We start from the raw sequence: 23842 nt of genomic DNA, 5'->3' as shown, positions 1-23842 counted from the left end.
GTGCTCCGACGACTGGGACGCCCAGATGCTGTTCTTCCTCGACAAGGGTTATCGCGTCGTCGCCCATGATCGGCGTGGCCACGGCCGCTCCACCCAGGTGGCCGACGGCCACGACATGGACCATTACGCTGCCGATGCCGCAGCCGTCGTCGAGCATCTCGATCTCAGGAATACCGTCCATGTCGGCCATTCCACCGGCGGCGGCGAAGCGACCCACTATGTCGCCCGCCACGGGCAGCCGCAGGGCCGGGTCGCCAAGCTCGTCATTATCGGCGCCGTACCGCCGATCATGGTGAAAACCGAAGCCAATCCCGGCGGCCTGCCGATCGAAGTCTTCGACGACCTGCGCAGGCAGCTCGCTGCCAACCGCGCTCAATTCTATCGTGACCTTCCCGCCGGCCCGTTCTACAGCTTCAACCGACCGGGTGCGAAAGTGTCGGAACCGATCATCAACAATTGGTGGCGCCAGGGCATGATCGGCGGCGCCAAGGCGCATTACGACGGTATCAAGGCCTTCTCGGAAACCGACTTCACCGAAGACCTGAAGATCATCACCGTGCCGAGCCTCGTCATGCATGGCGACGACGACCAGATCGTGCCAATCGCCGACTCCGCGCTGCTTTCATCCAAGCTCCTGCAGAATGCGACGCTCAAGGTCTATGAGAAATTTCCGCACGGCATGTGCACGACCCATGCCGATATCATAAATCCCGACATCCTCGCCTTTATCAAAGGCTGATCCGACGTGTCGCCGGGCGCTGATGATGCGCCCGCCGGCCGCGCCGCTTTTTGGCAAAACGGTTTTATCATGAAACCGTTTTCGTCGATTTGCGTTTAGCGGCCATGAAAAGAGAACGTGAACCCTCATCAAAGGCTTACCGGCAGGACCGTTTCGAAAATACCGAGCGTGCCGCAAAGGAAACCATCGAGGCGGAGCAGCGGGCTCGCCGGGAAAAGACCAAACGCCTGAAAGAGCTGCGCCTGTCGCAGCAGGGCGGTAAGGATCCCGCGGCCAAATAGAGATCTTCTGCCCCGCCTATTTCGTCCGGCCGAGGCGCCGATTGATTTCAGCTCCACCCCGGCGCCGCGTCTTGCCGCGGCTCCCATATTGTTCTGATTTCGGACGTTCGCCCATCTTGCGAAGCAAGGGCTGCGAAATTATCTTTTTGCACAATACCGATTCACGGCATCCCAAAAGGGCTGATTGCGATGTCAGACAAGCTTTTCAGCACGCGTGACGAACCACTCGCCTCCGCAGATCTCGATATTTGCAGGCGCGTGCATGAAGCCCTGTGTAGCGGGCTCGATATCGACAGAGCAGGCGGAGAAGCCGATCGTCTCGGAGCCCTGATTATCGAGCTTTATCGGCAAGGTGTGCATGATGAAGACCAGCTTCGACTGCTTGCCGGCGGGAAGCGAGTCTGACGGCACGCGTCAGTTTCCGCACGACACCCTGCCCGTGATCCTCGTTTCAGACGCACAAAAGCGCGCTAACAATTTGATCCACGTATCGGCCCGGAAATTTATGCCGATTTCGAACCGATACGCTAGCCATTTCCGGTGATTTAGAGGCCAGTCGCCTCGGTACTCGTTGCTGTGGCCGAGGTTTCGGTTGAATCTACAGCCGGCGCCCATTCGGTCGTTCCCGATACTTCTTCCGTGCTGCCCGTCTCGGCTTCCGGCGTTTCCGCGGTTGCGCTAGGATCTGTCGTCTCGCTGCCCTCGGCGGTTTCGCCAGTCGGAGTCTCGGTTGCCGGAGTCTCCGTCGTCGGGGTCTCCGCCATTGGTTCTTCCGCGACCGGCGCCGCAGCCGCCAACGCGTCTCTCATCTGGTCGATCGTGCCGACAGCCGTGCCGATGCCGAGCGTGTCCTTAGCCCAGGCCAAAGCTTCGGGGCTGAGCGTGCCCGTCTTGGTCGCCGAAGCCAGTGCTGTCGTCAGAGCGGCGTCGCCGAGAACAGGATCGTCCGCCGGCGGGGCAACCCCGTTGGCCAACTCATACTGAGCGTAAGCGGTAGCGTACGCCGCGATCGCTGCCATCTTTGGGTCCGCGGTATTCATCAGCGCGTGGTAATTGCGCTTCAGCGAATTCAGTCCCGCGAGTTCCGCCGCGGGCTTCTTCGCGGGCCCAGTCGCAGGCGCTGCGGCGATAGTCGTCTTCTTGGCCGCGCCTTTCGTGCTGACGGTCTGCTTGGTCGATTTCGTCTTCCCGGCCTCGACCGACTTGCCCGAGCTCTTCGCGCTGCGGCTGCCGGTCGTCTTGCCGCTGGAGCTGGCGCTATCCTTTCCGCCGCTGCTCTTGCTGCCGGCGCCGCCATGGCTGCCGCTGCTTCCACTGCCGCCGCCATGGCTGCCGCCGCCGCCGCTTCCACCACCGCCACCGCCGCCGCCGTTACCACCACCGCCACCGCCGCCGTTGCCGCCCTTGGCGAAAGCTGGCGAGAGATCTGGAAAGATGGTGTTGAGGGGCACGAGCGCCAAATTGGTGGAGAGACAGAGAACGCCAAAAATTCTGGAGAGCTGCATAATGATCCTTCCTACCCCGGCGCCGCAACGCCGCTACGTCGAGATCATCGAGCTTCCCCGTAAAGATCCAATTGGACATCTTCTTTCAATTTGAACTTTTCCCTGAATATTCAGCCACGAAAGGTGAATCCATCCCAAAATGAAACCAAATCCCTCCCGCAACGTTATCACTGATACATCGGTTTACCCAAGGTGAGTAACATGCAAAGATTCGTCATCATTGCCCTGTCGATTGCGACGGCATTCTCAGGAATGCCCGCATCTGCAGGCCCAGTCTTTGTGCCGAGCTCGGTACAACAGGCGGTGCTGCCGGAGACCGGGGGCGGCGATGCTCGGATCATCGCGGTCGGCTGCAATAACTTCACGAACTGCCCTGGCCAGTTCAGCAATGGCCGCAGGTGGTATCCGCGACGCCATTACCACCGCGATCGCGACTATTACCGAGACGACCGCTACGGCTGGGGTCGCCGTTATGACCACCGCTGGCACCACCACCACCACGACAACACCGGCGCTATCATTGGCGGCTTGGCGGCTGGCGCCCTCATCGGCGGCATCATCGCGTCGCAGCCGGGCGCCTACAGTTCACGTGGCTACAGCTCGCATGCTGAATATTGCTACGCCCGCTACCGGTCCTACCGAGCCTACGACAACACCTACCAGCCGAGCTACGGCCCGCGCCGTCAGTGCCGGTAAATTCAGTCGTCAGTACTGCAAAGGCCCCGCATCTACGTGCGAGGCTTTTTGTTGGTACGTAAATGCTTCCCAGCGGCTCTCCGTCGTGCTGTCTAGCCGGGATCGAACCTGCCGAGCGGCCGCATTTGCAAGGTGACCTATGACATCAGGAGACACCGCACTGTTGAATTTCCCAGCAAGGCCGTAAGCATCGCCCACCTCGGAAACGCGCGGGAAACAAATCGATGGAAGCTGGAGACCGGTGAGCGAATTTATCGAGGGGGGTGCGACTGTCTAGACGGCCGAGCCGGAGAATTCGAACTTGTATCAAGCGATAAGGAAGGACAGGTTCGATCACCGGTGAAATCGACGGCCAGGCGTTGCAAGTCAATCTGAAAGAGCGGATTGGGAGCGACTATAACAGGCAGGAATGCCGATGGGGATTGAAATGGACTTACGAAAACGCAAGCAACAACAGGAAAATCCTATTGGAAGGTTGAAAACGATCATAACCCCAGCCCCACGAGTCAATGATCAAAGCGACAAGATTAGTTAGTCGCAACGCACACCTTCCACCACCACCCTTCGCCTAAATCACGCCACCTCAGCCGCCATCTTCTCCCGCATCTCCAGAAATGCCGCCGTCAGCTTCGCCAGCACCGGCGAGGTCACCGTCCCGTTTGCCCCGCCGATCGGATCGACGATGTGGATCCGCCGAAGATCCTCCATGAATTCGTCCCAGAGCGGCTGTCCGCCCTCTTCCAGCAACTCGGCGCGAATGCTGAGGTCCTCGCTCACCGGCAGGTGACGCCTGCCCCAAGCGCCGATCATGGCGAACAGGGGAACGAGCTGGATTGCCGGTTCCGTCAGGCTGTAGATTGCTTTCTGGCTGTGGCTCGGATCGTCCCGCTTCCTGATGAAGCCGAGCGAGAGCAGCCGCTTCAGCCGGGCAGCCAGGATATTGGAGGCGATCCCCTCCTCCGAATGATTGAGCAGATCGCGGAAATGCCGGCGGTTGCCGAACATGATGTCGCGGATAATAATCAGACTCCATCGGTCGCCGAGCACCTCCATCGTCAGGTTGATCGGACAGCCGGACCGCAATTCTATATCCACGAAGCATCTCCTGCAGAAACCAGTTGCATTATAGGATCACACGTGCGAAATAACAACTAGTTTCAATTCGCAATCAGATGGAGGAAAGCATGTCTAAGGTGCGCGTCGCGGGGTTTTCCGTTTCCGTGGATGGCTTCGGCGCCGGGCCGGAGCAAAGCCTGAATGATCCGCTCGGAAAGCGCGGGTCGGAAATGTTTCAGTGGTTCTTCCACACGCGCACCTTCCGCGCGATGATGGGTAAGGACGACGGTTCATCCGGAATCGACGAGGATTTCGCATCCCGCGCCATGGCCAATTTTGGCGCCTTCATTCTCGGGCGCAACATGTTCGGCCCGATCCGCGGCGAATGGCCTGACGACGCATGGAAAGGCTGGTGGGGTCCGAACCCGCCTTACCACGCGCCGACCTATATCCTCACCCATTATCCACGCGAACCGGTTGTCATGGAGGGAGGCACCACCTTCCATTTCGTCACCGGCGGCATTCATGAGGCACTCGACCAGGCGAAGGCGTCGGCCGGCGATAAGGATGTGAAGATCGGCGGCGGGGTGGCGACCGTCCGCCAATATCTTCAGGCGGGTCTGATCGACGAGCTGCATTTCGCCGTCTCGCCCGTCGTGCTCGGCAAGGGCGAAGCGATGTTTGCAGGCATCGACCTTCCTGCTCTGGGCTTCCGCGTCGTCGAGCATGCCGCCAGCGAAAAAGCCACGAATGTCGTACTGGCTAAATAAGCGAGCCGCCGGTTCGGTCCGGCGATCTCGAGCGTGAGCATCGCCGGAAGAATATTTCTTCCGGCGTCAGAACCAGGCGTCTGCCATCGCCGTCTCGCCTCGCGTCGATCCCGTCACATTTTGCCCGTGCTTTTTTATGGGCTTCTCCACACGCATCTCGCGGTCGTCCATTTTCATGACGACTTTCATAAATCAACGGACTTGGGATTAGGCCGGCATCACCCGGTAGACGCATGCCATCCCTTCGACGCCCCGAAGCGGAGCCTCGAAGGCGACCACCCTGTGTCCGGAGAGCAGCCGGCTGACGTCAGGCGCCGAAAACAGGGCTTCGGATAGACAGATCTCGCCGGCCTCGGCCAATGATTGCACCCGTGCCGCGACATTGACGGTCTGCCCGAAATAATCGAGGTTGTCGTTCAAGGTCACGGCGATCGACGGACCGCAATGGGCGCCGATCTTCAGGATGATGCTGGGATCGCCATGCTCGCCGTTGAAGCGCTCAATTTCTTCAAGCATATGCAGAGCAGCCGAGATGGCGTCGCTCGGGCGGGAGAAGGCCGCCATCACCGCGTCGCCGATCGTCTTGACGATCGCGCCCGAATGCTCCTGCACCGTGGCGCCGAGCAGGGCGAAATGCTCGCGCACCAGCGCATAGGCATTGAGATCGCCGAGCCGCTCGTACATCGCGGTCGAACCCTTGAGATCGGTGAAGAGAAGCGTCACCTGGCGAATGCCGAGGCCCTCCCTTTCATCAACGCATTCGGAGCGAAACAGCCTCCTAAAAGTCTGGCGCGCAAGCAGCATCCCGCCCGACATGTAAGGATCGAAATCGAGAACCGGCTTGGTGGTCTGCGCCAGGATCTCGGGCGGCCAGTTGATGAGGAGTAGTGAGCCGCGCGCGGCAGCCGAGTTCTCGACTTCGACGATGACCGGGCCGGGCCGAACCGCTGAGGACAAAGGGCAAAAATGCCGACCGTCGTACCCGATCCTGAGGAGTGCCGGCGCCGTAACGGGCTGGCCTGTCACCGGCAGCGCAAAGCTCGCCTGGGTCTCCACATTGATGCCAGCGAGCGCACCTGGGCCGAGTTCAGCCCTGATCGTCGTAACTGAACCCGGTGTCAGGAAGGAAAGGCCGCGCACCAGCCCTTTCAGGACGTCGAGGAAGCGGACCTGCTGACCGGGCACTCGCGCATCGCTGAGAAACCGTGCCTTCCAGTGAAAATCCTCAACCGAGAGCGAGCCGGGATCGTGAAAAGACAGCCGGCGCAGCTGCGGCGACACTGTGAACGTGACTTCGATGAAATCGTCGAGGTCGGTTTCGCCGGAGACGTCGCACAGGCCGCAGACATAGTGAGTCTTCAGCGTTCTCAAGGCGCCGAAACTATCGAGCACCATTCCGGATTGGGGACATACGACGTCCCAGCTCATCTCGAACAAACCGCTGCGCGTCGCATAGAGAAAGAGATCGATGCTTTCCGCCTCCGAAATGGCGACGTCGTGCGCGAAAGCCAGCGGGTTGATCCGGTAGAGGGACAGATCGTCACCGCTGCGGATCAGGTTTTCGAATTTGGCGAGGCCCCGCGGGCTCCAGGACCGGGCCTGCTGGATCTCGGTCATCTTGCTCTCAAGGAGCCGTTCCTGAACGTCAGTCATCTGACGCCTCGCAAAGTTCGGCCAGGCCATGCGACCGGGGATCGTCGCGATTATAGCAGACGCTCGTCCGTGCGGATAAAACGGAGCCTAGCCGAGCAGAAGTCTTACGGATTAGCCCGGACAGGCGACGCCAGGGTTTTCAGAAGCTTTTCCCGCATCTCGGCATTCACTATCTGCGACATCCGGATTGCCTCATCGGACCATAACGCTCAGCAGTCCTGTTCTCGACCGGTCCTCAACTAAGCGTGTCCAAATAGCTGTGGCATTGCTGCAGAATGAGCGTAGAGTACGCGTCATCGGCCCATCGGATCATCGGCACGACCGCTTGAGAGACCGTCGTGCTCTTGCCGCTTCATTGAGGGTACGAAGATGCTCTTGTCGCTTATTTCACTCGACGACAGCCAAATAACCATCGTCACCGATGCCGTTCGGCAATGGTGCTGCGAGAAAAAGCTCGACATCGTAGCCTCGAAGGACGCCGCGCCATCACCGTTGCCGTCGATCTCGTGCAGATGAACACGGCCCGCGACCGGCTTTTTGCCGAACTGTCGAAGCAGTTGGATCACCAATAGGAATCCGAAATCGGTCCATCAGCCCCTGCGCCGTGACAGGGGCTGCGATAATCCGTGGCCGGCTCGCAGAAAGCCTCTCATTTGCCGTGTTGCGGTCGTTTGTTAGGAATTCACCGTGTCCCGGCCGGATTCGAGCTTTTCAAGGTAGGCTGCGAACATGTCGGCCATGGCTTCGGCGTAGGTTTCGATCTCGCTCAAGCTTCGGGGAGCCTCCGAGAACTGCTTGCCCACCGTGGCGAGCGTCGTGACGATCAGGTCACCGGCAAGTGCCCGGCTTGCCTCCGGGACCGACGGCAGCACCTCCTGCATGAACAGCCCGATGATGCGGTCTCCCGACGCTCTCACCGCCTGCGCCTCCGGCGCATCGCGATAAAGCGGCGCTGCGTCGTGAAGCGCCACTCGCATCGCCGCCTCCTCACACTCGGAGCGAAGAAAGGCATGAACAAGGCTGCGCAGCCGTTCGAACGGCGGTCGTTGTGCATCGGCAAGAATATCGGCGAGCATGCCGTTCGTCTGCCGCCATTCGTCGCTCTGCAGCCGGAAGAGGATTGCCGCCTTGTTGGGGAAATATTGGTAGAGCGAACCGATACTGACGCCCGCCCTCTCCGCTACCCTCGCCGTGGTGAAGCGATGGGCTCCCTCACGCGCCAAAACCTGAGCAGCAGCATCGAGGATCGCCGCCACGAGCTCCGTCGAGCGGGTCTGCTTAGGCTGCTTTCGTGAAGAAATCCGGGTACTTGGCCGGTCGCTCATGGCGGCGCTCCGCAATGCGATTAGAAAATGCGAGGGAATATTCGTATTTTTCACCCAGCGCAAGAACCTCATCATTCCAAGGAGCCCTTCAATGACGACACTGACCACCGCGCCGCTCGCGCCTCTCCTCAACCGCCTGTTCGAAGAAGCCGCCGCGGCGACGAGCCCCGCCGTATCCGAGCTTACCAGCGAAGAGCGGATGCGCCTGATCAGCAGCAAGACGGAATATCTCGACCTTTACGGGCGACTGAAGGATCTCTGGCTTCCTGTCTCGCGCGAAGCTGGCAAGCTGCTCTATGTGCTGGCGCGCAGCTGCCGTGCTCAAACGATCATCGAGTTCGGCACATCCTTCGGCATCTCGACCCTCCACCTTGCTGCAGCACTGCGCGACAATGGCGGCGGCCGGCTGATCACCAGCGAGTTCGAACCGTCGAAGTTGAGGCGAGCGCGCGAAAACTTGACGGCTGGCGGCCTCGTCGACCTTGTCGAAATCCGTGAGGGAGATGCCCTGTACACCCTCGGCACCGATCTTCCTGATACCATCGACCTCCTGTTTCTCGACGGCGCCAAGGGCCTCTATCGTGACATCCTGGAGCTGGTGGAAGACCGACTTCGACCGGGCGCCCTCATCGTCGCTGACAATGCCGACCTCAGCCCCGAATATCTCGCCCGCGTTCGCTCCGCCGCCGCTGGCTATCTGTCGGTCCCGTTCGAAGACGACATCGAGTTGTCGATGCGCGTCTGAGGATATTCGCAACCGGCTCCGCGCCCTCACCCTTGGATGCCCGCAATGGCATCAACGGTGAGGCCGCGCACAAGCATCGCACAGCACCATCGCAGCCACTTCCGGACAAAGCCGGTCGCGCTCAAAGACGCTTTTCGACGAACATATCCGGCTATGGATCGTCATTGAACCGCTCGATCTTGGTCCAGCCGATGCCGCGATAGAGCTGCTGGGCCTCGGGAAGCGCGCTGTTGGTATCCAGACGCAGGAGCCGGATGGACAACTCGCGGGCGATCGTCTCGGCAGCCGACATAAGCCGTTTTGCCATCCCGAGGCCGCTGGCTGCCAAAACTCGAAGTGTCAGGCGAATGCGCCGACCGTCTTGCGCATTCCCACTCACTCACCTATGGCAACGCACCCCCCTCCACAAGGCTGCCCCGTGCTCCGCTTTATCCTCCACGCTCTGATCGTCATCATTCTGACGCTGCTCACCCAAATCGGCGGCCTCACCTATTTGATAACGCTTGCCGTCGCACGCGCCTTGCGCCTGCGCCGACTTGCCGCCAACCTCGCGCTCTTTCTGCTTCTCTACGCCGGCGGCACCTTCGTCGCGCACCTCACCGCGCCCGCGTTTGGCCGGGTTCCGCTTGCCTGCTTCGTCGGCACCGCCGATCCGCTGGTCATCCGCTCGCCGATCTACTGCGCGCTCAACCGCAACTATGTGACGCCTGAACTGCGCGATCTGGCAGGGGCACTCGCCGCCCACATGGATAAGCAGTTTCCCGGTACCGTTACCGTCGCGCTGGATGCGAACTTTCCCTTCGTCGACGGTTTTCCGCTGCTGCCGCATCTCTCTCATGCCGACGGCAAAAAACTCGATTTCGCCTATTATTACAAAGATGCCGACGGCGCCTTCCTGAACGGCGCCACACGCTCCCCGATCGGCTATTTTGCCTTCGAGGAGCCCGCCCAGGGCGACGAACTGCCCTGCGCGGGTCGCCACGACTGGCTCACCACGCGTTGGGATTTCGACGCCCTGCAGCCACTCTTCCCGGCCTACCAGATCGAGGAGCAGCGCACCGCGGCAGCGATCGCCTGGCTGACGACGGAAGGCGTCGCGCGCTTTGGCCTGCAGAAGATCTTCATCGAGCCGCATCTGAAGAATGCGCTTCGCATCACCGACGCCCATGTCCGCTTCCAAGGCTGCCGAGCCGCGCGTCATGATGACCACATTCATGTCCAGATTGAATGAGCGGCTCGCTTACCTGACCTTTCGGTCAGGCACCGCCAAGCGTAGAGGCGCCCCTTTCCGGCTGCCGCCCGATTGGATATTCTCGCCGTCATTGTCCCTGAATGAGAGGTTTACTTGTGAGTGTCGGCCTGATTGCTCTCCTTGATGATGTCGCAGCGCTTGCGAAGGCGGCCGCCGCTTCTCTGGACGACGTGGTTGCCCAGGCGGGCAGAGCCGGCGCCAAAGCCGCCGGGGTCGTGATCGACGACGCAGCCGTCACGCCGCGTTATGTAACCGGCCTCTCGGCTGCGCGCGAATTGCCGATCATCGCGCGGATCGCCATCGGTTCCCTCAAAAACAAGCTGGTCTTCCTCCTGCCGGCCGCACTCGTCCTTAGCCTGCTCGTGCCGCAGGCCGTAATGCCGCTGCTCATGCTTGGTGGGCTCTACCTCTGCTACGAAGGCGCCGAAAAGGTCTACGAACTCGTCGTGCCGCACGCGGCCCATGCCCATGAGCACGCTCTCGAGACGATCAGCGTCGACCCTAAGACCTTCGAGGACGAAAAGGTCGCGAGCGCCATCAGAACCGATTTCATCCTCTCGGCCGAGATCATGGCGATCACCCTCGGCTCCCTGTCCGATTCGGGTCTGGCGATGCAGGCGCTGATTCTCGCCCTGGTCGGTACTCTGATCACGGCCGCCGTTTACGGGGTCGTCGCCTTGATCGTAAAGGCGGACGACTTCGGCCTCTGGCTTGTCCAGCGCTCTTCCCGCTCCCGGACAGGCGCGTTCCCTCGCATGCTCGGGCTCGGCCTTGTGCAGGGCATGCCCTATCTTCTCAAGGTGCTGGGTCTGATCGGGACAGCGGCGATGATCTGGGTCGGCGGCGGCATCATTGTACACGGCGCCGAAAGCTTTGGCTTTGCCTGGCTGAGCCATCTGCTCCACGATGCCGGGGAAGGCGCCGCGCACGCAATGCCTGCCGTTGGCGGCGTGGTTTCCTGGCTGGTCCAAGCTGCCGGTTCGGGTCTCGTCGGCATCCTCCTCGGGCTTGCGACCATCCCGGCCGTCGGCTACGTCGTTGCGCCCGCATGGCGGTGGTGCGCAGCACGCCTGCGCAGGATGAGGACTGCGTAATCGCGGAACAGCAGATCTTGCTTACGTCGAACCTCCGGCACCATCAACCGGCATCCCTTTCATCATACGCCCACGCTGCGCCGCAAAGATTGCGTCCATGTTCTGCTCCGCCCAGTGAGCGAGTGCCGAAACCGTATCCCCACGCCCTATGTCATCCTGCACCCGAACTGGTTTTCCGACAACTTCCACACCTTCTGGAAACCAGGCATCGACCACTCCAGATCGCGCTTCCCGCCGCCGAAGGCAAGTCGAGTTTCATCGACGCCCGAGACATCGCGGCAAGCGGCGTGGCAGCGCTCACCTCCTCGTCCTTCGACGGCAAGGCCTTCAACCTGACCGGCCCGGTAGCGCTCTCCTATGCCGAAGCCGCCGCCATCCTCTCCGAAGCAATCGGCAAGCCCGTCACCTATAACGCCGTCTCCGACGAGGCCTTCATTGAAATGCTGACGGGGGCTGGCGTGCCGGCCGGCTATGCAAGCTTTCTCGCTTCGATCTTCTATCCCGTCCCCCAGAACTGGACGGCCGCCTTGACCGGCGACGTCGAGACGCTCACCGCCAAGGCCCCCGCGCTCACTGAAGTCCTACGCGGCCGACTATGCCGCCGCGCTGAAAGCATAGTTGCCGAATGAAGCGCAGGCGGCGGATCGCCGCCTTCCGCGCCGCTCCAGCCTCACCCCGAGGCGCCCCGTAGCAGCCTCGAAGGAGGGGGCTAGTCAACCCCGCGCTATATGGCTCCGAAACGCAATGCCTTAGAACGCTACCGCAACGGCAGTTCGAAGCTCCGCTTCAGTGTTTCCATCGGCACATCGATCTTGACGTTGAGGACGCTCGGAATGCGCGTCAGGTGGTCGGCCTGAAAACGCCAGTAGCTGTGCAGATCGGCAGTGACGATCCGAAGCACGGCATCACACTCCCCTGCCGTCAGGTAACATTCCATCACCTCCGGAAAGCGCCTGACGGCTTCGGCGAACCGCATCGTGACCTCGGCATCCTGGGTCTTGAACCACACGCGGGCGAAAACCGTCAGCCCTGCGCCGACCTTGGCCGGATCCAGTACGGCGACGTAGCGATCGATGATCCCAGCCTCTTCCAAAAGGCGCACGCGGCGCAGGCAGGGCGAAGGCGACAGCCCCACCTCTTTTGCCAGCTCGACATTCGAAATACGCCCGTCACGCTGAAGCACCCGCAGGATATGCCGATCGATCGAGTCCAAAGTGATTGGCATTTCATGGCCCCAGTTTATCTTGAAACGGCATAACATGCCAAATCTTCGCAATTCTCAGGAAGCTTCGCAAGCTCATTGCGTATGAGCTGGCCTATTGTTCCATTGGTCAAAGCGGAGAGGGACTGGTGGCGAAAAAAATAGAGAAAATCGTGCTCGCTTATTCGGGCGGGCTGGATACCTCGATCATCCTCAAATGGTTGCAGGAGACTTACGGATGCGAGGTCGTGACCTTCACCGCCGATCTGGGTCAGGGCGAAGAACTCGAGCCGGCGCGGTCGAAGGCGGCAATGTTCGGGGTCAAGGATGTCCGCATCGTCGACCTGCGTGAGGAATTCGTCCGCGACTTTGTCTTTCCGATGCTGCGGGCCAACACCCTCTACGAGGGTCAGTATCTCCTCGGCAGCTCCATCGCCCGGCCCCTGATTGCCAAGCATCTGGTCGCCATAGCCCGGGAGGTCGGCGCGGACGCCGTTGCCCACGGCGCGACAGGCAAGGGCAACGACCAGGTCCGCTTCGAACTGGCCGTCGATGCGCTCGATCCGTCGATCGGGGTCATTGCTCCATGGCGTCGATGGAACATCCGCTCCCGCACCCAGCTGCTGGAATATGCCGAGAAGCATCGGATCCCTGTGCCGAACGACAAGCGGGGCGATGCGCCGTTCTCGATCGACGCCAACCTGCTGCACACCTCGACCGAAGGCAAGATCCTCGAAGATCCGGCGGCGATCGCACCCGCTTATGTTTACCAGCGCACCGTCGATCCGCTCGACGCCCCTGATACCCCCCAGACCATCACCATCGGTTTCGAGAGCGGCGACCCGGTTTCCCTGAACGGCCAGGCGATGACGCCGGCAACACTGCTCACCGAACTCAATGGCCTCGGCGGCCGGCATGGCGTCGGGCGGCTCGATCTCGTGGAAAACCGCTTCGTCGGCATGAAGTCGAGGGGCGTGTACGAGACGCCGGGAGGAACGATCCTGCTTGCGGCGCATCGCGGGATCGAGTCGATCACGCTCGATCGTGCCGCCGCACATCTGAAGGATGAGATCATGCCCCGCTACGCCGAGCTGATCTATAACGGCTTCTGGTTCGCGCCCGAGCGGCACATGCTGCAGGCGCTGATCGACCGAAGCCAGGCCTTCGTCAACGGCGAGGTGACGGTCAGGCTCTACAAGGGAAGCGCCTCGGTTATTTCCCGCAGCTCGCCCTGCTCACTATATTCCGCCGACCTCGTCACCTTCGAGGAAAGTTCCATCGCTTATGATCATCATGATGCCGAAGGCTTCATCAAGCTCAATGGACTGCGGCTCAGGAATTGGGCTGCCCGCCATACACGGTGAGCGGCTGATCTTGAATCGGCAGCGCCATCTCTCAGCATCCACCAATGCCTTCATCGAAGGCATTGCTCCTAACGCTTCGAGTGCTTGTTGGAGCGCACTATGCGGATCTCGCTCGCGCGGCCGAACCACTGCCCAATCCATGGGAAACCGAGGAAGCTAATTCAAACGATTTTAAAAAACCCCACCAAAAGCTAATCGATTTTAATTTTATCATTCAAATTTTCTTGTTGCAGCGCAAGAGAATTTAACCATTAATTTCCGCAGATGCTCAGTATGAGGAACCCGCATGACTGTGACATTTCCGTTGACCGAGAAGCGCGACGCAGAAGCGCTGCTGAAGCACTTGACGGCGCACAAACTTAGCTTTCCGGGAAACTGCGTCGTATCGCTCAAGGCGCACGTCGCCCACGTCTCATCCTCTCATACAACAGCGCTCGGCACCGCCCGTACCGCCTGGTAGGATTGAATGTTCCCACCTTTGCGGGGTGCCTGGATTCTGATGATGGAGGCGTTTTGCCGCTGAGACTCCTTCCCACCTCATCGGTCTGATCCACTCTTCTGCCAGCGGGAGAAGAAGAGCATGACGCTATCTTTTCGTTCCAGCAGAAGAAGGAGGCAGAACGCGTTTCACGAGAAATCTTGGATACTCATCCCGGCTGACAATCGTTGCTGTACCGGTAAAAATTCCTATTCCGGCCGTCGCCGATGGCGATGAAAAACCCGGTGCTGCCGCCGCACGATAGGAAATCATATCTCGTCATGACTATTCTGATACCAATGCCCTACGTCAAACAAGCCATGCTCGCCGCGGCCATGATGCTGGCGACAATGATGACATTCCTGCCTCAGGCGCATGCAGAGCCATGCGAACAGGAAACTTTCGACCAGGCGGCGTACGTCGTTTGCACGCTGGAAGCAGGAAAAGCCGACCTGCGCCTGTTCTGGAAGGGCGCCGATGGCCAACCATACCGCGCTTTTTCACGCTTGGCCGAAGCCGTTCGCGCCGAGGGGAAAACGTTGGCCTTGGCCATCAATGCCGGAATGTACCGGGCCGATTTTTCGCCGATGGGACTGTATGTCGAAAACGCCAGGGAATTGAAGTCCGCCAATACCGCAGGGGCCGGAGGCCCCCCCGGTCAGGTGCCGAATTTCTACAAGAAACCGAACGGCGTGTTCTTTCTTGGTGAAGCGGGCGCCGACATACTCCCGACCGATGAATTTCTGAGGCGTGCCCCCAAGGTGCGGTTCGCCACGCAGTCCGGCCCAATGCTCGTCATCGCCGGCAAGCTGAACCCGATCTTCATCCCCGGCTCGACAGACCGGAGCCGTCGAAGCGGGGTCGGCGTCTGCGCGGGTGGCGCGGTTCGCTTCGCAATCAGCGAAGACGGGGTCAATTTCCATGAATTCGCACGGCTCTTCCGGGACCGACTGCAATGCCCTGACGCGTTGTTTCTGGATGGCGGACGAGGTGTTGGGCTTTACTATCCAGCATTAGACCGCAACGATTGGTCCTGGCATGGCGGCTATGGCCCGATCTTCGGGCTTGTGGAATAGGCACGACGAATTCGGCCTTTATCGAGACCCACAGCGCCGTCAGCCGGCCCTTGCATTTGACCGGAGTCGATATCGACCATGACCCCGTAGTGATCGCTCGGCCATATTCCATCCACCGGCTGATCGAGGACGCGTTCGCAGGACGGGATTTCCGCCCGCGGGCACTTCGACCTATAGGGCAGAGGTCTTTCGAGGAGAGGCCTTGTTGCCGCCGTAGGTCATTCGGTCAGCCTTCAGGCGAGCCGGCGATGGTTACTCGATTGTCTTCGGGAATGAAGCCCCCAGTCGTTACGCCGTCGATGGTAGCCGAATGCCCCAGATGACTGTCAGATTGATTGCTTCACCGCCATCGACGTCAGCGCCATGGCGATGACCACCCCTCGGAACGGCCACAGGCCCGTGAAAGGCAGCGGCCGAGCGATCGACGCGCCAATTGCGGTCGTTGCACGATTGAGGCAGGATGCAGCCGTTGAACGGGGAAGTGGATCCGAGCACTCCTGCTGACGGGCTCATGTCATTGCGGCAAGACGGGCTGGACCCTCGAAGGCGATCCGGGATCGATCACCGCCTGCAACTGCACCCTCTGCCGACGCTACGGCACGCTCGGGGCCTATGATTACGAAGGAGAGCGGATCACCCTTATCGGCCAGACCGCCTCTTATACCCGGTCCGGCAGGGCAGCGTCGTCGCTTGAGATCTTGTTCTGCCCATCCTGTGCCTGCGTCTTGAGCTGGCGCGGTCTGCACCTGCAAAAGAATGGCCGCCGCATGGCGGTCAACATGCGGCTTGCACCGCCGGAACTCGTCGCCGATCTCCCCATCGATCATTTCGACGGGCTCGACACATTCAGAGATCTTCCCTCCGACGGGCGCTGCGTACGCGATCTCTGGTTCTGACAGCCCGACATCTGTCGGCCTCGGGCGGGCGATGGCGCCTCAACCGCGCCGAGCCGCCTCGATCGCCGCGACATCGATCTTTCTCATCGTCATCATCGCGTCAAATGCACGCTTTGCCTCATCACCACCCGCCGAGAGCGCTTCTGAGAGGACACGCGGTGTAATCTGCCAGGACAAACCCCATTTGTCCTTGCACCAGCCACACTCGCTTTCCTGGCCGCCATTACCGACGATGGCGTTCCACAAACGATCGGTTTCTTCCTGATCCTCCGTAGCGATCTGAAACGAGAAGGCTTCACTGTGTTTGAATGCAGGGCCGCCGTTCAGACCGATGCAAGGGATACCCGCGACGGTGAATTCAACAACCAAAACATCTCCCTGCTTACCGTCAGGATAATCTCCCGGCGCCCGAGTGACAGCACCCACCGCGCTGTCGGGAAACGTCGCGGCATAAAAGCGGGCCGCGTCTTCAGCGTCTTTGTTGTACCATAGGCAGATCGTGTTTTTTGCCATTGCGGCGGTCCTTCCCTCTTGGTTTGCAATTCTACTGAAATAAGAGAGAGATCGCCTTTCTCCAGCCTATGCATGTTATTTCGGCAACGGCCTTGCGTCCTCGCCGCAAAAGGGTGTCAGAGTGGCAAGCATCGTCTGCGCGCGATTGAAAGGGCCGAAGCCATGCACAAGTTCACCGTTACCCTCACCCGCGAGATCGAGGCCGATACCGCCGAGGAGGCAGCCTTGCTCCTGTACCAGGAACTTTCGAAGGGACCTGTCCCTGACCGCTACTCGGTCACCGACGAGACGAAGGTGACCACGGAGGTAAATCTCGACCGGAACAAGGCTGATGAATTCGCCAGCATCGATCACACCGCCGATCCCGGCAACTGGTAAGGCCAGTCGTTCACAGGGACGGGGGCAACAAATCCCCTGCTTTACGTCGGCAGCGCAATTGCGGTAGGTCCAGAATGCCGTTCCGGCGCGAACCCCGGATGCAAGCGGCCGCTCCATCGTAAATATTCCAGCCAAGGAAAACACGTGACCTCCCCTGTCAAAATAGCCGTCGCCGGCGCGAACGGCCGCATGGGTCGCACCATACTGCCGCTGCTCGCGGCCGATCCGGCTTTTGTCGTCATCGGCGGCATCGGCCGCCCTGGCTCCGCCGGTGAAGGGTTGATCGACCGTGCGGCCGCAATTGCAGCCGCCGACGTGATCCTGGATTTCACGACGGGAAATGCCGCCGCCGAACTCGCCGGCCTCTGTGCCTCGGCAGGCGGGCCGGCCCTGGTGATTGGAGCGACAGGTTTCGAGCCGGGTGATATCCAAAGGATCGCAGCCGCCGCCCAAACGATTCCGATCCTGCGCTCCGGCAACTTCTCCATCGGCGTCAACATGCTGGTCGGCCTCGTGGCCCAGGCGGCGCGCGCTCTTCCCCAGCATGACTGGGATATCGAAATCCTCGAAGCCCACCACAACAGGAAGATCGATGCGCCGTCCGGTACGGCGCTGATGCTCGGTGAAGCGGCCGCCGAGGGCCGCGGCGTTTCCCTCGCATCCGTCGAGCGGCGTGGGCGCGACGGCGTCACCGGCGAGCGACTGCCCGGCGAGATCGGCTTCGCCGTCCTGCGCGCCGGCGGGATCGTCGGGGAACACAGCGTCCTGTTCGCCGCCGCCGAGGAAGTCGTGACGCTGTCGCATTCGGCTCTCGATCGCGGCATGTTCGCCCGCGGCGCGCTTGCCGCCGCCCGCTGGATTGCAGGGCGCGCACCCGGCGAATATGGCATGCGGGATGTGCTGGGCCTGACGGCAGAAGGCGCGAATAGATAGAATGAACAGAGGCTTGAAGGGCGTCTTTGACTCAAGGTCTACACCGACACCCCACCCTATCGAGCACCGCCGCGGCGACGACGACTTCAGTTCCGGCAAGGCCTACGGAGCAGAACAGCGTTATCTCTTCGGGCGATCTCCGCCCTGACGCTTTCCCCGCAATGATGTCGGCGAGATCGACCAGGCGGCTGTCGCTGCCGGAGCCTGTCAGGAAAAAGGGCGATGGGTATGCGCGCGTTTGTTCGGGAGAATCCGTCGCGATCACGGCCGCCGCGTCTGCGAGATCCAAGCCGAGTTCGCATCCGTGAAGCGTTTTCGGGCCGACAGTGTTGACGTGCGCGCCGGGCTTTAAATCGCCCGCATGGAGGACGGGCGTTTGGCTTGTCGTCGCGCAGATGACGATATCGGCCTCATCAACGGCTTTCGAGACGCTGTCGACAGGCTCCACCTTAAGACCCAGGGCGAGCTGCATCTCGCTTGCAAAGTCAGCACGATTTTTCTCATCGCGGCTATAAACGCGGGCGTGATCGAGGTTGCGAACGGCGGCAGCCGCTGCAAGCTGGGTTCGCGCCTGCGCTCCCCTGCCGATGATGCCGACGATTTTGGCGTCAGGCGCGCCGAGATGCCGGATCGCCAAACCTCCGATCGCGCCAGTCCTGAGGCTTCCCAAGAGCGATCCGAGAATGATCCCTTTGAGCCTGGCGTCGTCGGCCGACCATACGGCGACGATCTGCGCATGCTCAGCCCCATCGAATGTGTCGTAGACGCGAAAACCCGCGAGCGGCTTCTCGCCCATGATACCGCCAACGGTAAAAACGAGATCGCCTCGATCAGGAAACGACACATGATGCCTCGGTGGCGAGATCAACCGGTTGGCGGCCCTGGCATGGAAGGCGGTCTCCAGCGCGTCGATCGCGACCGCCATCAACCCGCTATCGTCAATGTCCTTGTCCATCAGGATTTTCATCACGGCGACCTCCGATTCAGGCTGCATCCTGCAACCCCAATCCCACTTGAGGTCAAGAGGCCGATGGTCCGCCGCGCCGCGACGGCCTAACCCATCAGCCGCCGCGCCATCATCACATCGTCGATCTCCCGGCGATCCTCCAGCACGCCGCCGGGGATACGGCCGATTTCGGCAAAACCTTGCCGCTGGTAGAACCGTATCGCCGCCGTATTTTCGGCGCTGACGAAGAGTTCCAATTGACGGATGCCGATATTGCGCGCGTGATCGGAAATCGCCTCCAGTAGTTTGACGGCAAGGCCCGTTCCGCGCAGCTTGGCGCGGACATAGACCATGACGATCGTGGCGCGGTGGGCCATCTTGCTCGACCGCTGCCGAAACAAGCCCATGATGCCGACGGGCTCGCCTTCGCGAAAGGCTATGAAAACCGGCTCGCTCAGCCGATCGCGCCACTCCTGCAGAGACAGAATTTCCCAGTCTTCGTAGCGGCTGGCAAAGGAGGACGGCTCGGCGCGGAGCGCTTCCAGGCGGATATGCCGGAAAGCCTCCACCTCGTCTGCACCTATGAGCCTGATCGTCACGCCGCCTGCATCCATCGCCACCTCCCGGAGTATCGGAGATATGTCATCGCAGCCGACTGCAGTGGATGCAACCCGGAAGCGCGAGTTCGATTGGCGCCTGGCCCCATCGCGGCCCGCCAACACACAAGAGAGCCTCATCCTGAGAGCCTGTGAATCTATCGATTTTACAATTTTTCGATGCGAGTTAAATCAATGGCTCAGCTCTTTCGAAAACGACGAAATCCAAAAGGTTCACAGACTCTGAGGTGCCCGCAGGGCCTCGAAGGATCATCCTGACGGCGGGTGTATCGGCGGTTGATGAATGCAAGAAGCAGCGTTGAGCCGCGTGCTTCGAGGCTCCGCCCTCGCGGGCTGCACACCTTAGCATGAGGAGCCTTGGAGAAGGCCGCGCCCGAATGGCAGCGCCAACTCTACCTACTGCGCCGGCGTTCCCACCCGGCCGCCTTTGCGCACACCTGATTGATCGGGCTGCGCCTCCGGCTGATTGCCAAGCCGCAGATCCCATTGGTTGAGAGGCCGCATGGCGGGCTGGTCTGTCGTTGGTTCGCGGGTCGACCGCACGACCAGATCATCCGGTTCGAAGGCCGTTTGATCGCCAGGTCTCTCCATCTGAACCGGTGCAATCTGATGGAAGACGACGAGAAGAATTATCCCGACTACCGAGCACACGAGCGCATAGAGAATGAAATATTTCAGTGCATATCCCTCGCTGATCGACAGAGCGGCCTTGACAGCAGCGCGAATGATATTTCGTACATCATTGATGGATACTTCGAAAGAAGGCAATAGATTTCAGCAGATCCTTAGAAAATTTTGAAAACAGCCGGCATAAAATCAACATTTATTGGAGAAAATCGTCTTCCTCTTCACGTAATGCTTGATTTGTTCAAGATCGCAGCAAAGACCGCGATCCATACTGCAACAGCTCAACCTCGCTTATATCGCATCCGGAATTCACGGGGGCTGCAGCCCTCGCGCTCACGAAAGACGCGAGAGAAATAGAACGGGTCTTCGATACAGACCATGGCTGCGATGGTTTCGATCTTCTCGTCTGACATGGCGAGCAGTTGCTTGGCCTGGTCCATACGCGCTCGAAGCTGGAAGTCCTTTGGCGGCATGCCCGTTTCGGCTATGAATTTACGCCGCAGCGTGGCCGGCGACATGCCGTGCTCGGAGGCAAACGAGGCAAGGTCGAGCGGCTGCAGCGCCCTGCCCCGCAGCGTCTCGACGAGATCGGCGGACGCACCCTCGCCTTCGCGACCTGCGGCAGCGCTCGCCTGCCGCGCGGCGGTGATGACGATACGATGGAGCGCCAATGCCGCCGAGGCCTGTCCTAGATGGCTGTCGTCGACGAGATCGGCATGCAGCCGCGCGAAGAGCCGCACCACCTCCTCGAGATGGCGCAGCGTCACGAGGGGATGACGCTCGCCAATCAGCCGCATCCGCACGAAATCCCGCGTGAACGAACCTTCAAACAGCGCCCAGCGCTCGTCCCATCCAGCTTCGTCAGGCCCATAGGAATGCGGGCGGTTCGGAAACAACCAGAAGAGCGCCGGCCCCTCCACGGGTTGGCGCCCGCCCGCAGCGGTTTCGAGAAACCCCCGCCCGCGCTCCACCAACACGGCCGCAAAGCTCGGCAGCCTCCTGTCCTTCACGGCATGGCGCGCATGCTGCCTGCCGCTGCCCGTCACAGCAAGCCCGCCGGCCGCGGCAAGGGGAGATCGATAGATGGCCTCTGCTTCTCTCATGAGCGAAAAATCCAGCTGCAGCTTTCCTCCATGGCGATCGGCCCACGCAACCGACAAGCTGGAGGCAGGTAAGTCAAAGCAAGGATGAATGAAATGTCAATTGTCGCGAATGCTGCCGGGATGAAAGTGATGCAATCGCCCCTCGCCGCCCGTGGCAAGACAATCCCTGCAGAAAGGCTCGGCCTGCTGACGCAGACCGATCCTGCCATAGGCGTCGAGGCCATCCGCCGCCGCTATGAGGAGGATGGTTATGTCTGGCTGAAGGGCCTTCTGCCGCGCGCCGAAGTGATCGATTTCCGCCGCTGGGTCTTCGCCCACCTCGCCGAAACCGGCCTGCTGGCGCCCGGCCATGATTTCGCACTTGGCATCGCGGCCGCCGAAGGCTTCGACTGGAACCTCGCCAACCGCCGCCTAATGTCGATCGTCCGCTCCGCCGCCTATGAAGGCTTCTGCGCCCAGCCGCGGCTCGTTCGCTTCATGGACGCCTTCCTCCAAGGCATCTCCTATCTCCACAAACGCAAGCTGATGCGTTATTTCCAACCCGGCACGGCGGTGGCGACACCCGCCCACTACGATCTCGTCTACCTCCGCGGCGGCACCAGCCGGCTCGTCACTGCCTGGATCCCGATCGGAGACATCCCCGCCGAAATGGGCGGCCTCGTCTATCTCGAAGGCTCGCATGCGCTCGGCCGCAGGATGGAGGCGGAATTCCAGGCGAACAGCGGCACTCTCTCGCCGGAAGAGCGGATCAGCGCCTATAACAGTCAAATGGCCGAAGGCGGCTGGATCTCCAAGGACCTGCCTGATATAGCCGAGCGCTTCAACGCCCGCTGGCTCGCCGCCGATTACGAGGCTGGCGACGTCGTGCTGCACTCCCCCTACATAATCCACGCCGCCACCAACAACGAAGACCGCACCCGGCGGCTGCGCCTCTCCACCGACATCCGCTACCAGAACGTCGACGACGAAATCGACGCCCGCTGGAGCAACCACTGGAGCCTTGGGGATATGCTGTAAGCCTTTGGGTCCGCGCCGCAACGCTTCAGCCGAAGCCAAACCCGCCTGGATCGATTCTTCGCGAACCAAGACAGCGATGGCGATATCGGATAGACTTGCCGGCGCCGGCAGCTTGCCTGGAGGCGGTCCCCAGGACCGGCGGGCGTCCGGCGCAGGGGGATCGCATGTCGGCAATCGCATCTCTGTTTCAGGAAGCCGCGCGGCTTGCAGCCGGGTTTCGTGAGCGCGCGCCGGCCCGCCATATGCCCCGGCACGACTATGCCGCTTCGCTCGCCAGCTTCGACGAGCCGCTGCCGGCGGCCGGCGCCGATATGGCCGATGTCATCAGGCAGCTCGCCGCGAACGCCGAACCCGGCCTGCATTTCACCACGGGCCCACGCTTCTTTGGCTGGGTCATCGGCGGCTCTCATCCGGTCGGCGTGGCGGCCGACTTCCTGACCAGCGCCTGGGGCCAGAATGCCGGAAACCACGTCGCCGCCCCGGCCGCGGCCGCCGTCGAAACGGTCTCGGCGAGATGGCTTCTCGACATCCTGAAGCTGCCGCCCGAAAGCTCCGTCGGCTTCGTCACGGGAGCCACGGTCGCCAATTTCACTTGCCTTGCCGCTGCCCGCGGCGAGGTGCTGCGCAAGGCTGGCTGGGATGCGGACGCAAAAGGCCTGTTCGGCGCGCCCGAGATCACGGTGCTGATCGGCGACGACGCCCACACGACCGTCTTCTCGGCGCTTCAATTCCTCGGCCTCGGCCATGACCGGGTGTTGCGCCTGCCGACTGATCCAATGGGCCGGATCGATCCGGCCGCGCTCGGCGACGCGCTTACGTCGGTCATCGGCCCTTGCATCGCCATCCTCCAGGCCGGGCAGATCAATACCGGCGGTTTTGACGATTTTCGTCGGATCATCCCGACCCTGAAGGAAAAAGGCGCCTGGGTGCATATCGACGGCGCCTTCGGCCTCTGGGCGCAGGCTTCGGAGAAATTCAGCCACCTCAGCCGCGGGGTCGAGGCGGCCGATAGCTGGGCGACGGATGGTCATAAATGGCTGCAGACGCCCTATGACTGCGGCTATGCGATCGTGCGCAACGAGCTTGCCCACCGCCGCGCCATGACGATCGCCGCAAGCTACCTGCCACTCGCAGCCGAGGGCGAGCGCGATCCCTCCCATTACGTGCCGGAGCTTTCCCGGCGCGCTCGGGGCTTCGCCACCTGGGCGATGCTGAAACATCTCGGCCGCGATGGCATCGTCGCCCTCATCGACCAATGTTGCGCGTCGGCCCGCCTGCTGGCCGAGCATCTCCAGCGCGAACCAGGCATCACCATCTTGAACGAAATCACACTGAACCAAATCATCCTCCACTTCGCCACAGACCGCCCGGACGAAGAGAGCGATGCAATCACCCGCAAGACCATCGCAAAGATCTGTGAAAACGCCACCCTCTTCGCAGGCGGCGCCAAATGGCGCGGCCGCGACGTTATGCGGCTCTCCGTCACTAATTTCCAGACGAACGCAGACGAAGCCCGGCTGGCCGCCGACAGCATCATCGCTGCCTTCCGCAGTGTCAGCCGCGACTGACCTTGTTCC

Annotated in this window: 26 protein-coding genes and 3 pseudogenes; 18 read left to right on the top strand and 11 right to left on the bottom strand. The window is 61.2% G+C overall.

The genetic code is table 11. From position 1 onward, the window contains the following. The 3 genes from AC13QO_RS24750 to AC13QO_RS24740 all read left to right on the top strand — a co-directional run. A partial coding sequence (locus AC13QO_RS24750; RefSeq protein WP_488542148.1) for an alpha/beta fold hydrolase occupies positions 1-739 on the top strand: 739 nt, incomplete at its 5' end. Between the two features lie 50 nt (positions 740-789). Further along, positions 790-1020, top strand: a complete 231-nt coding sequence (locus AC13QO_RS24745) for a hypothetical protein (RefSeq protein WP_082240303.1) — start codon at positions 790-792, stop codon at positions 1018-1020. Between the two features lie 189 nt (positions 1021-1209). Then, positions 1210-1425, top strand: coding sequence for a hypothetical protein (locus AC13QO_RS24740; RefSeq protein ID WP_085778548.1), 216 nt, complete (start codon positions 1210-1212; stop codon positions 1423-1425). A gap of 140 nt (positions 1426-1565) precedes the next feature. Here AC13QO_RS24740 and AC13QO_RS24735 read toward each other — a convergent pair whose 3' ends face one another. Then, positions 1566-2525, bottom strand: a complete 960-nt coding sequence (locus tag AC13QO_RS24735) for a hypothetical protein (RefSeq protein WP_488542147.1) — start codon at positions 2523-2525, stop codon at positions 1566-1568. Between the two features lie 201 nt (positions 2526-2726). Here AC13QO_RS24735 and AC13QO_RS24730 point away from each other — a divergent pair, with 201 nt between their 5' ends. Further along, positions 2727-3221, top strand: a complete 495-nt coding sequence (locus tag AC13QO_RS24730; protein ID WP_488542146.1) for a BA14K family protein — start codon at positions 2727-2729, stop codon at positions 3219-3221. 573 nt (positions 3222-3794) lie between these two features. Here the strand turns inward: AC13QO_RS24730 and AC13QO_RS24725 are convergent. Continuing rightward, complete coding sequence (locus tag AC13QO_RS24725; RefSeq protein ID WP_488542145.1) at positions 3795-4316, bottom strand: winged helix-turn-helix transcriptional regulator; 522 nt, start codon at positions 4314-4316, stop codon at positions 3795-3797. A gap of 89 nt (positions 4317-4405) precedes the next feature. On the opposite strand from AC13QO_RS24725, the gene AC13QO_RS24720 reads away from it, so the two are divergent. Continuing rightward, the gene (locus tag AC13QO_RS24720) at positions 4406-5047 is read left to right on the top strand and encodes a dihydrofolate reductase family protein (protein WP_488542144.1); all 642 of its coding nucleotides are present in this window, start codon (positions 4406-4408) and stop codon (positions 5045-5047) included. 207 nt (positions 5048-5254) lie between these two features. Here the strand turns inward: AC13QO_RS24720 and AC13QO_RS24715 are convergent, their stop codons facing one another. Continuing rightward, positions 5255-6700, bottom strand: coding sequence for a DUF5939 domain-containing protein (locus AC13QO_RS24715; protein WP_488542143.1), 1446 nt, complete (start codon positions 6698-6700; stop codon positions 5255-5257). A 369-nt stretch (positions 6701-7069) separates the two neighbouring features. Here AC13QO_RS24715 and AC13QO_RS24710 point away from each other — a divergent pair. Next, positions 7070-7272 (top strand): annotated as a pseudogene (locus AC13QO_RS24710) (hypothetical protein). Between the two features lie 102 nt (positions 7273-7374). Here the strand turns inward: AC13QO_RS24710 and AC13QO_RS24705 are convergent. Continuing rightward, entirely contained in the window at positions 7375-8025 is a 651-nt protein-coding gene (locus AC13QO_RS24705; RefSeq protein ID WP_488542142.1) for a TetR/AcrR family transcriptional regulator, read from the bottom strand. 91 nt (positions 8026-8116) lie between these two features. On the opposite strand from AC13QO_RS24705, the gene AC13QO_RS24700 reads away from it, so the two are divergent. Continuing rightward, a complete protein-coding gene (locus AC13QO_RS24700) occupies positions 8117-8770 on the top strand; it encodes an O-methyltransferase (protein ID WP_488542141.1) in 654 nt (217 codons plus the stop codon). A gap of 151 nt (positions 8771-8921) precedes the next feature. Here AC13QO_RS24700 and AC13QO_RS24695 read toward each other — a convergent pair. Next, positions 8922-9092 (bottom strand): annotated as a pseudogene (locus AC13QO_RS24695) (GNAT family N-acetyltransferase); the annotation flags it as partial. 96 nt (positions 9093-9188) lie between these two features. Between AC13QO_RS24695 and AC13QO_RS24690 the strand changes: the two are divergent. From AC13QO_RS24690 to AC13QO_RS24680, 3 genes and pseudogenes are all read left to right on the top strand, one after another. Continuing rightward, positions 9189-10001: a hypothetical protein gene (locus AC13QO_RS24690; protein ID WP_488542140.1), complete on the top strand. Its 813-nt coding sequence runs from the start codon at positions 9189-9191 to the stop codon at positions 9999-10001. A gap of 116 nt (positions 10002-10117) precedes the next feature. After that, positions 10118-11116, top strand: coding sequence for a DUF808 domain-containing protein (locus tag AC13QO_RS24685; RefSeq protein ID WP_488542139.1), 999 nt, complete (start codon positions 10118-10120; stop codon positions 11114-11116). 141 nt (positions 11117-11257) lie between these two features. Further along, positions 11258-11734: pseudogene (locus AC13QO_RS24680) on the top strand (NmrA family NAD(P)-binding protein); the annotation flags it as partial. Positions 11735-11873: 139 nt separating this feature from the next. Here AC13QO_RS24680 and AC13QO_RS24675 read toward each other — a convergent pair. Then, the gene (locus AC13QO_RS24675; protein ID WP_488542138.1) at positions 11874-12341 is read right to left on the bottom strand and encodes an Lrp/AsnC family transcriptional regulator; all 468 of its coding nucleotides are present in this window, start codon (positions 12339-12341) and stop codon (positions 11874-11876) included. A gap of 125 nt (positions 12342-12466) precedes the next feature. Here AC13QO_RS24675 and AC13QO_RS24670 point away from each other — a divergent pair, with 125 nt between their 5' ends. The 4 genes from AC13QO_RS24670 to AC13QO_RS24655 all read left to right on the top strand — a co-directional run bounded on the left by AC13QO_RS24670 (position 12467) and on the right by AC13QO_RS24655 (position 16131). Then, positions 12467-13681 carry an argininosuccinate synthase gene (locus tag AC13QO_RS24670; RefSeq protein WP_488542137.1) on the top strand — a complete coding sequence of 405 codons (1215 nt, stop codon included), beginning with the start codon at positions 12467-12469 and terminating at the stop codon, positions 13679-13681. A gap of 286 nt (positions 13682-13967) precedes the next feature. Then, positions 13968-14141, top strand: coding sequence for a hypothetical protein (locus tag AC13QO_RS24665; protein ID WP_176536321.1), 174 nt, complete (start codon positions 13968-13970; stop codon positions 14139-14141). A gap of 317 nt (positions 14142-14458) precedes the next feature. Further along, positions 14459-15235, top strand: a complete 777-nt coding sequence (locus tag AC13QO_RS24660; protein WP_488542153.1) for a phosphodiester glycosidase family protein — start codon at positions 14459-14461, stop codon at positions 15233-15235. 497 nt (positions 15236-15732) lie between these two features. Next, positions 15733-16131 (top strand): GFA family protein, encoded by a 399-nt coding sequence (locus AC13QO_RS24655; RefSeq protein ID WP_488542152.1) that lies wholly within the window; start codon positions 15733-15735, stop codon positions 16129-16131. A 39-nt stretch (positions 16132-16170) separates the two neighbouring features. On the opposite strand, the gene AC13QO_RS24650 is transcribed toward AC13QO_RS24655, so the two are convergent. Further along, positions 16171-16644, bottom strand: coding sequence for a VOC family protein (locus tag AC13QO_RS24650; RefSeq protein WP_488542136.1), 474 nt, complete (start codon positions 16642-16644; stop codon positions 16171-16173). A gap of 162 nt (positions 16645-16806) precedes the next feature. Here AC13QO_RS24650 and AC13QO_RS24645 point away from each other — a divergent pair, with 162 nt between their 5' ends. Together AC13QO_RS24645 and dapB are read left to right on the top strand one after the other, a co-directional pair. Further along, positions 16807-17022 carry a hypothetical protein gene (locus AC13QO_RS24645; protein ID WP_085778556.1) on the top strand — a complete coding sequence of 72 codons (216 nt, stop codon included), beginning with the start codon at positions 16807-16809 and terminating at the stop codon, positions 17020-17022. A 144-nt stretch (positions 17023-17166) separates the two neighbouring features. Further along, the gene (gene dapB / locus AC13QO_RS24640; RefSeq protein WP_285195771.1) at positions 17167-17955 is read left to right on the top strand and encodes a 4-hydroxy-tetrahydrodipicolinate reductase; all 789 of its coding nucleotides are present in this window, start codon (positions 17167-17169) and stop codon (positions 17953-17955) included. A 31-nt stretch (positions 17956-17986) separates the two neighbouring features. On the opposite strand, the gene AC13QO_RS24635 is transcribed toward dapB, so the two are convergent. From AC13QO_RS24635 to AC13QO_RS24620, 4 genes are all read right to left on the bottom strand, one after another. Beyond that, positions 17987-18925 carry an ornithine cyclodeaminase family protein gene (locus AC13QO_RS24635; protein ID WP_488542151.1) on the bottom strand — a complete coding sequence of 313 codons (939 nt, stop codon included), beginning with the start codon at positions 18923-18925 and terminating at the stop codon, positions 17987-17989. Positions 18926-19008: 83 nt separating this feature from the next. Further along, positions 19009-19515: a GNAT family N-acetyltransferase gene (locus AC13QO_RS24630; protein ID WP_285195772.1), complete on the bottom strand. Its 507-nt coding sequence runs from the start codon at positions 19513-19515 to the stop codon at positions 19009-19011. A gap of 399 nt (positions 19516-19914) precedes the next feature. Continuing rightward, entirely contained in the window at positions 19915-20286 is a 372-nt protein-coding gene (locus tag AC13QO_RS24625; RefSeq protein WP_085778559.1) for a hypothetical protein, read from the bottom strand. 140 nt (positions 20287-20426) lie between these two features. Beyond that, positions 20427-21248: a helix-turn-helix transcriptional regulator gene (locus AC13QO_RS24620; protein ID WP_488542135.1), complete on the bottom strand. Its 822-nt coding sequence runs from the start codon at positions 21246-21248 to the stop codon at positions 20427-20429. 93 nt (positions 21249-21341) lie between these two features. Here AC13QO_RS24620 and AC13QO_RS24615 point away from each other — a divergent pair, with 93 nt between their 5' ends. Both AC13QO_RS24615 and AC13QO_RS24610 read left to right on the top strand, forming a co-directional pair. After that, on the top strand, positions 21342-22265 hold the full coding sequence (locus tag AC13QO_RS24615; protein ID WP_488542134.1) for a phytanoyl-CoA dioxygenase family protein: 924 nt from the start codon (positions 21342-21344) through the stop codon (positions 22263-22265). A 164-nt stretch (positions 22266-22429) separates the two neighbouring features. Further along, positions 22430-23833, top strand: coding sequence for a pyridoxal phosphate-dependent decarboxylase family protein (locus AC13QO_RS24610; protein WP_488542133.1), 1404 nt, complete (start codon positions 22430-22432; stop codon positions 23831-23833). Positions 23834-23842 lie beyond the last annotated feature (9 nt).

The organism is Rhizobium sp. CNPSo 3670, from assembly GCF_057784555.1.
Note: the sequence above shows the minus strand (reverse complement) of the source record. Positions and strands in the feature narration are given on the sequence as shown.

Excerpts from the sequence above, each read along its gene's own strand:
- AC13QO_RS24730 (WP_488542146.1), top strand. The coding sequence starts at position 2,727 with ATGCAAAGATTCGTCATCATTGCCCTGTCGATTGCGACGGCATTCTCA.
- AC13QO_RS24665 (WP_176536321.1), top strand. The coding sequence starts at position 13,968 with ATGACTGTGACATTTCCGTTGACCGAGAAGCGCGACGCAGAAGCGCTG.
- AC13QO_RS24610 (WP_488542133.1), top strand. The coding sequence starts at position 22,430 with ATGTCGGCAATCGCATCTCTGTTTCAGGAAGCCGCGCGGCTTGCAGCC.
- AC13QO_RS24700 (WP_488542141.1), top strand. The coding sequence starts at position 8,117 with ATGACGACACTGACCACCGCGCCGCTCGCGCCTCTCCTCAACCGCCTG.
- AC13QO_RS24735 (WP_488542147.1), bottom strand. The coding sequence starts at position 2,525 with ATGCAGCTCTCCAGAATTTTTGGCGTTCTCTGTCTCTCCACCAATTTG.
- AC13QO_RS24660 (WP_488542153.1), top strand. The coding sequence starts at position 14,459 with ATGCCCTACGTCAAACAAGCCATGCTCGCCGCGGCCATGATGCTGGCG.
- AC13QO_RS24650 (WP_488542136.1), bottom strand. The coding sequence starts at position 16,644 with ATGGCAAAAAACACGATCTGCCTATGGTACAACAAAGACGCTGAAGAC.
- AC13QO_RS24675 (WP_488542138.1), bottom strand. The coding sequence starts at position 12,341 with ATGCCAATCACTTTGGACTCGATCGATCGGCATATCCTGCGGGTGCTT.
- AC13QO_RS24615 (WP_488542134.1), top strand. The coding sequence starts at position 21,342 with ATGTCAATTGTCGCGAATGCTGCCGGGATGAAAGTGATGCAATCGCCC.
- AC13QO_RS24715 (WP_488542143.1), bottom strand. The coding sequence starts at position 6,700 with ATGACTGACGTTCAGGAACGGCTCCTTGAGAGCAAGATGACCGAGATC.
- AC13QO_RS24705 (WP_488542142.1), bottom strand. The coding sequence starts at position 8,025 with ATGAGCGACCGGCCAAGTACCCGGATTTCTTCACGAAAGCAGCCTAAG.
- AC13QO_RS24645 (WP_085778556.1), top strand. The coding sequence starts at position 16,807 with ATGCACAAGTTCACCGTTACCCTCACCCGCGAGATCGAGGCCGATACC.
- AC13QO_RS24630 (WP_285195772.1), bottom strand. The coding sequence starts at position 19,515 with ATGGATGCAGGCGGCGTGACGATCAGGCTCATAGGTGCAGACGAGGTG.
- AC13QO_RS24740 (WP_085778548.1), top strand. The coding sequence starts at position 1,210 with ATGTCAGACAAGCTTTTCAGCACGCGTGACGAACCACTCGCCTCCGCA.
- AC13QO_RS24720 (WP_488542144.1), top strand. The coding sequence starts at position 4,406 with ATGTCTAAGGTGCGCGTCGCGGGGTTTTCCGTTTCCGTGGATGGCTTC.
- AC13QO_RS24620 (WP_488542135.1), bottom strand. The coding sequence starts at position 21,248 with ATGAGAGAAGCAGAGGCCATCTATCGATCTCCCCTTGCCGCGGCCGGC.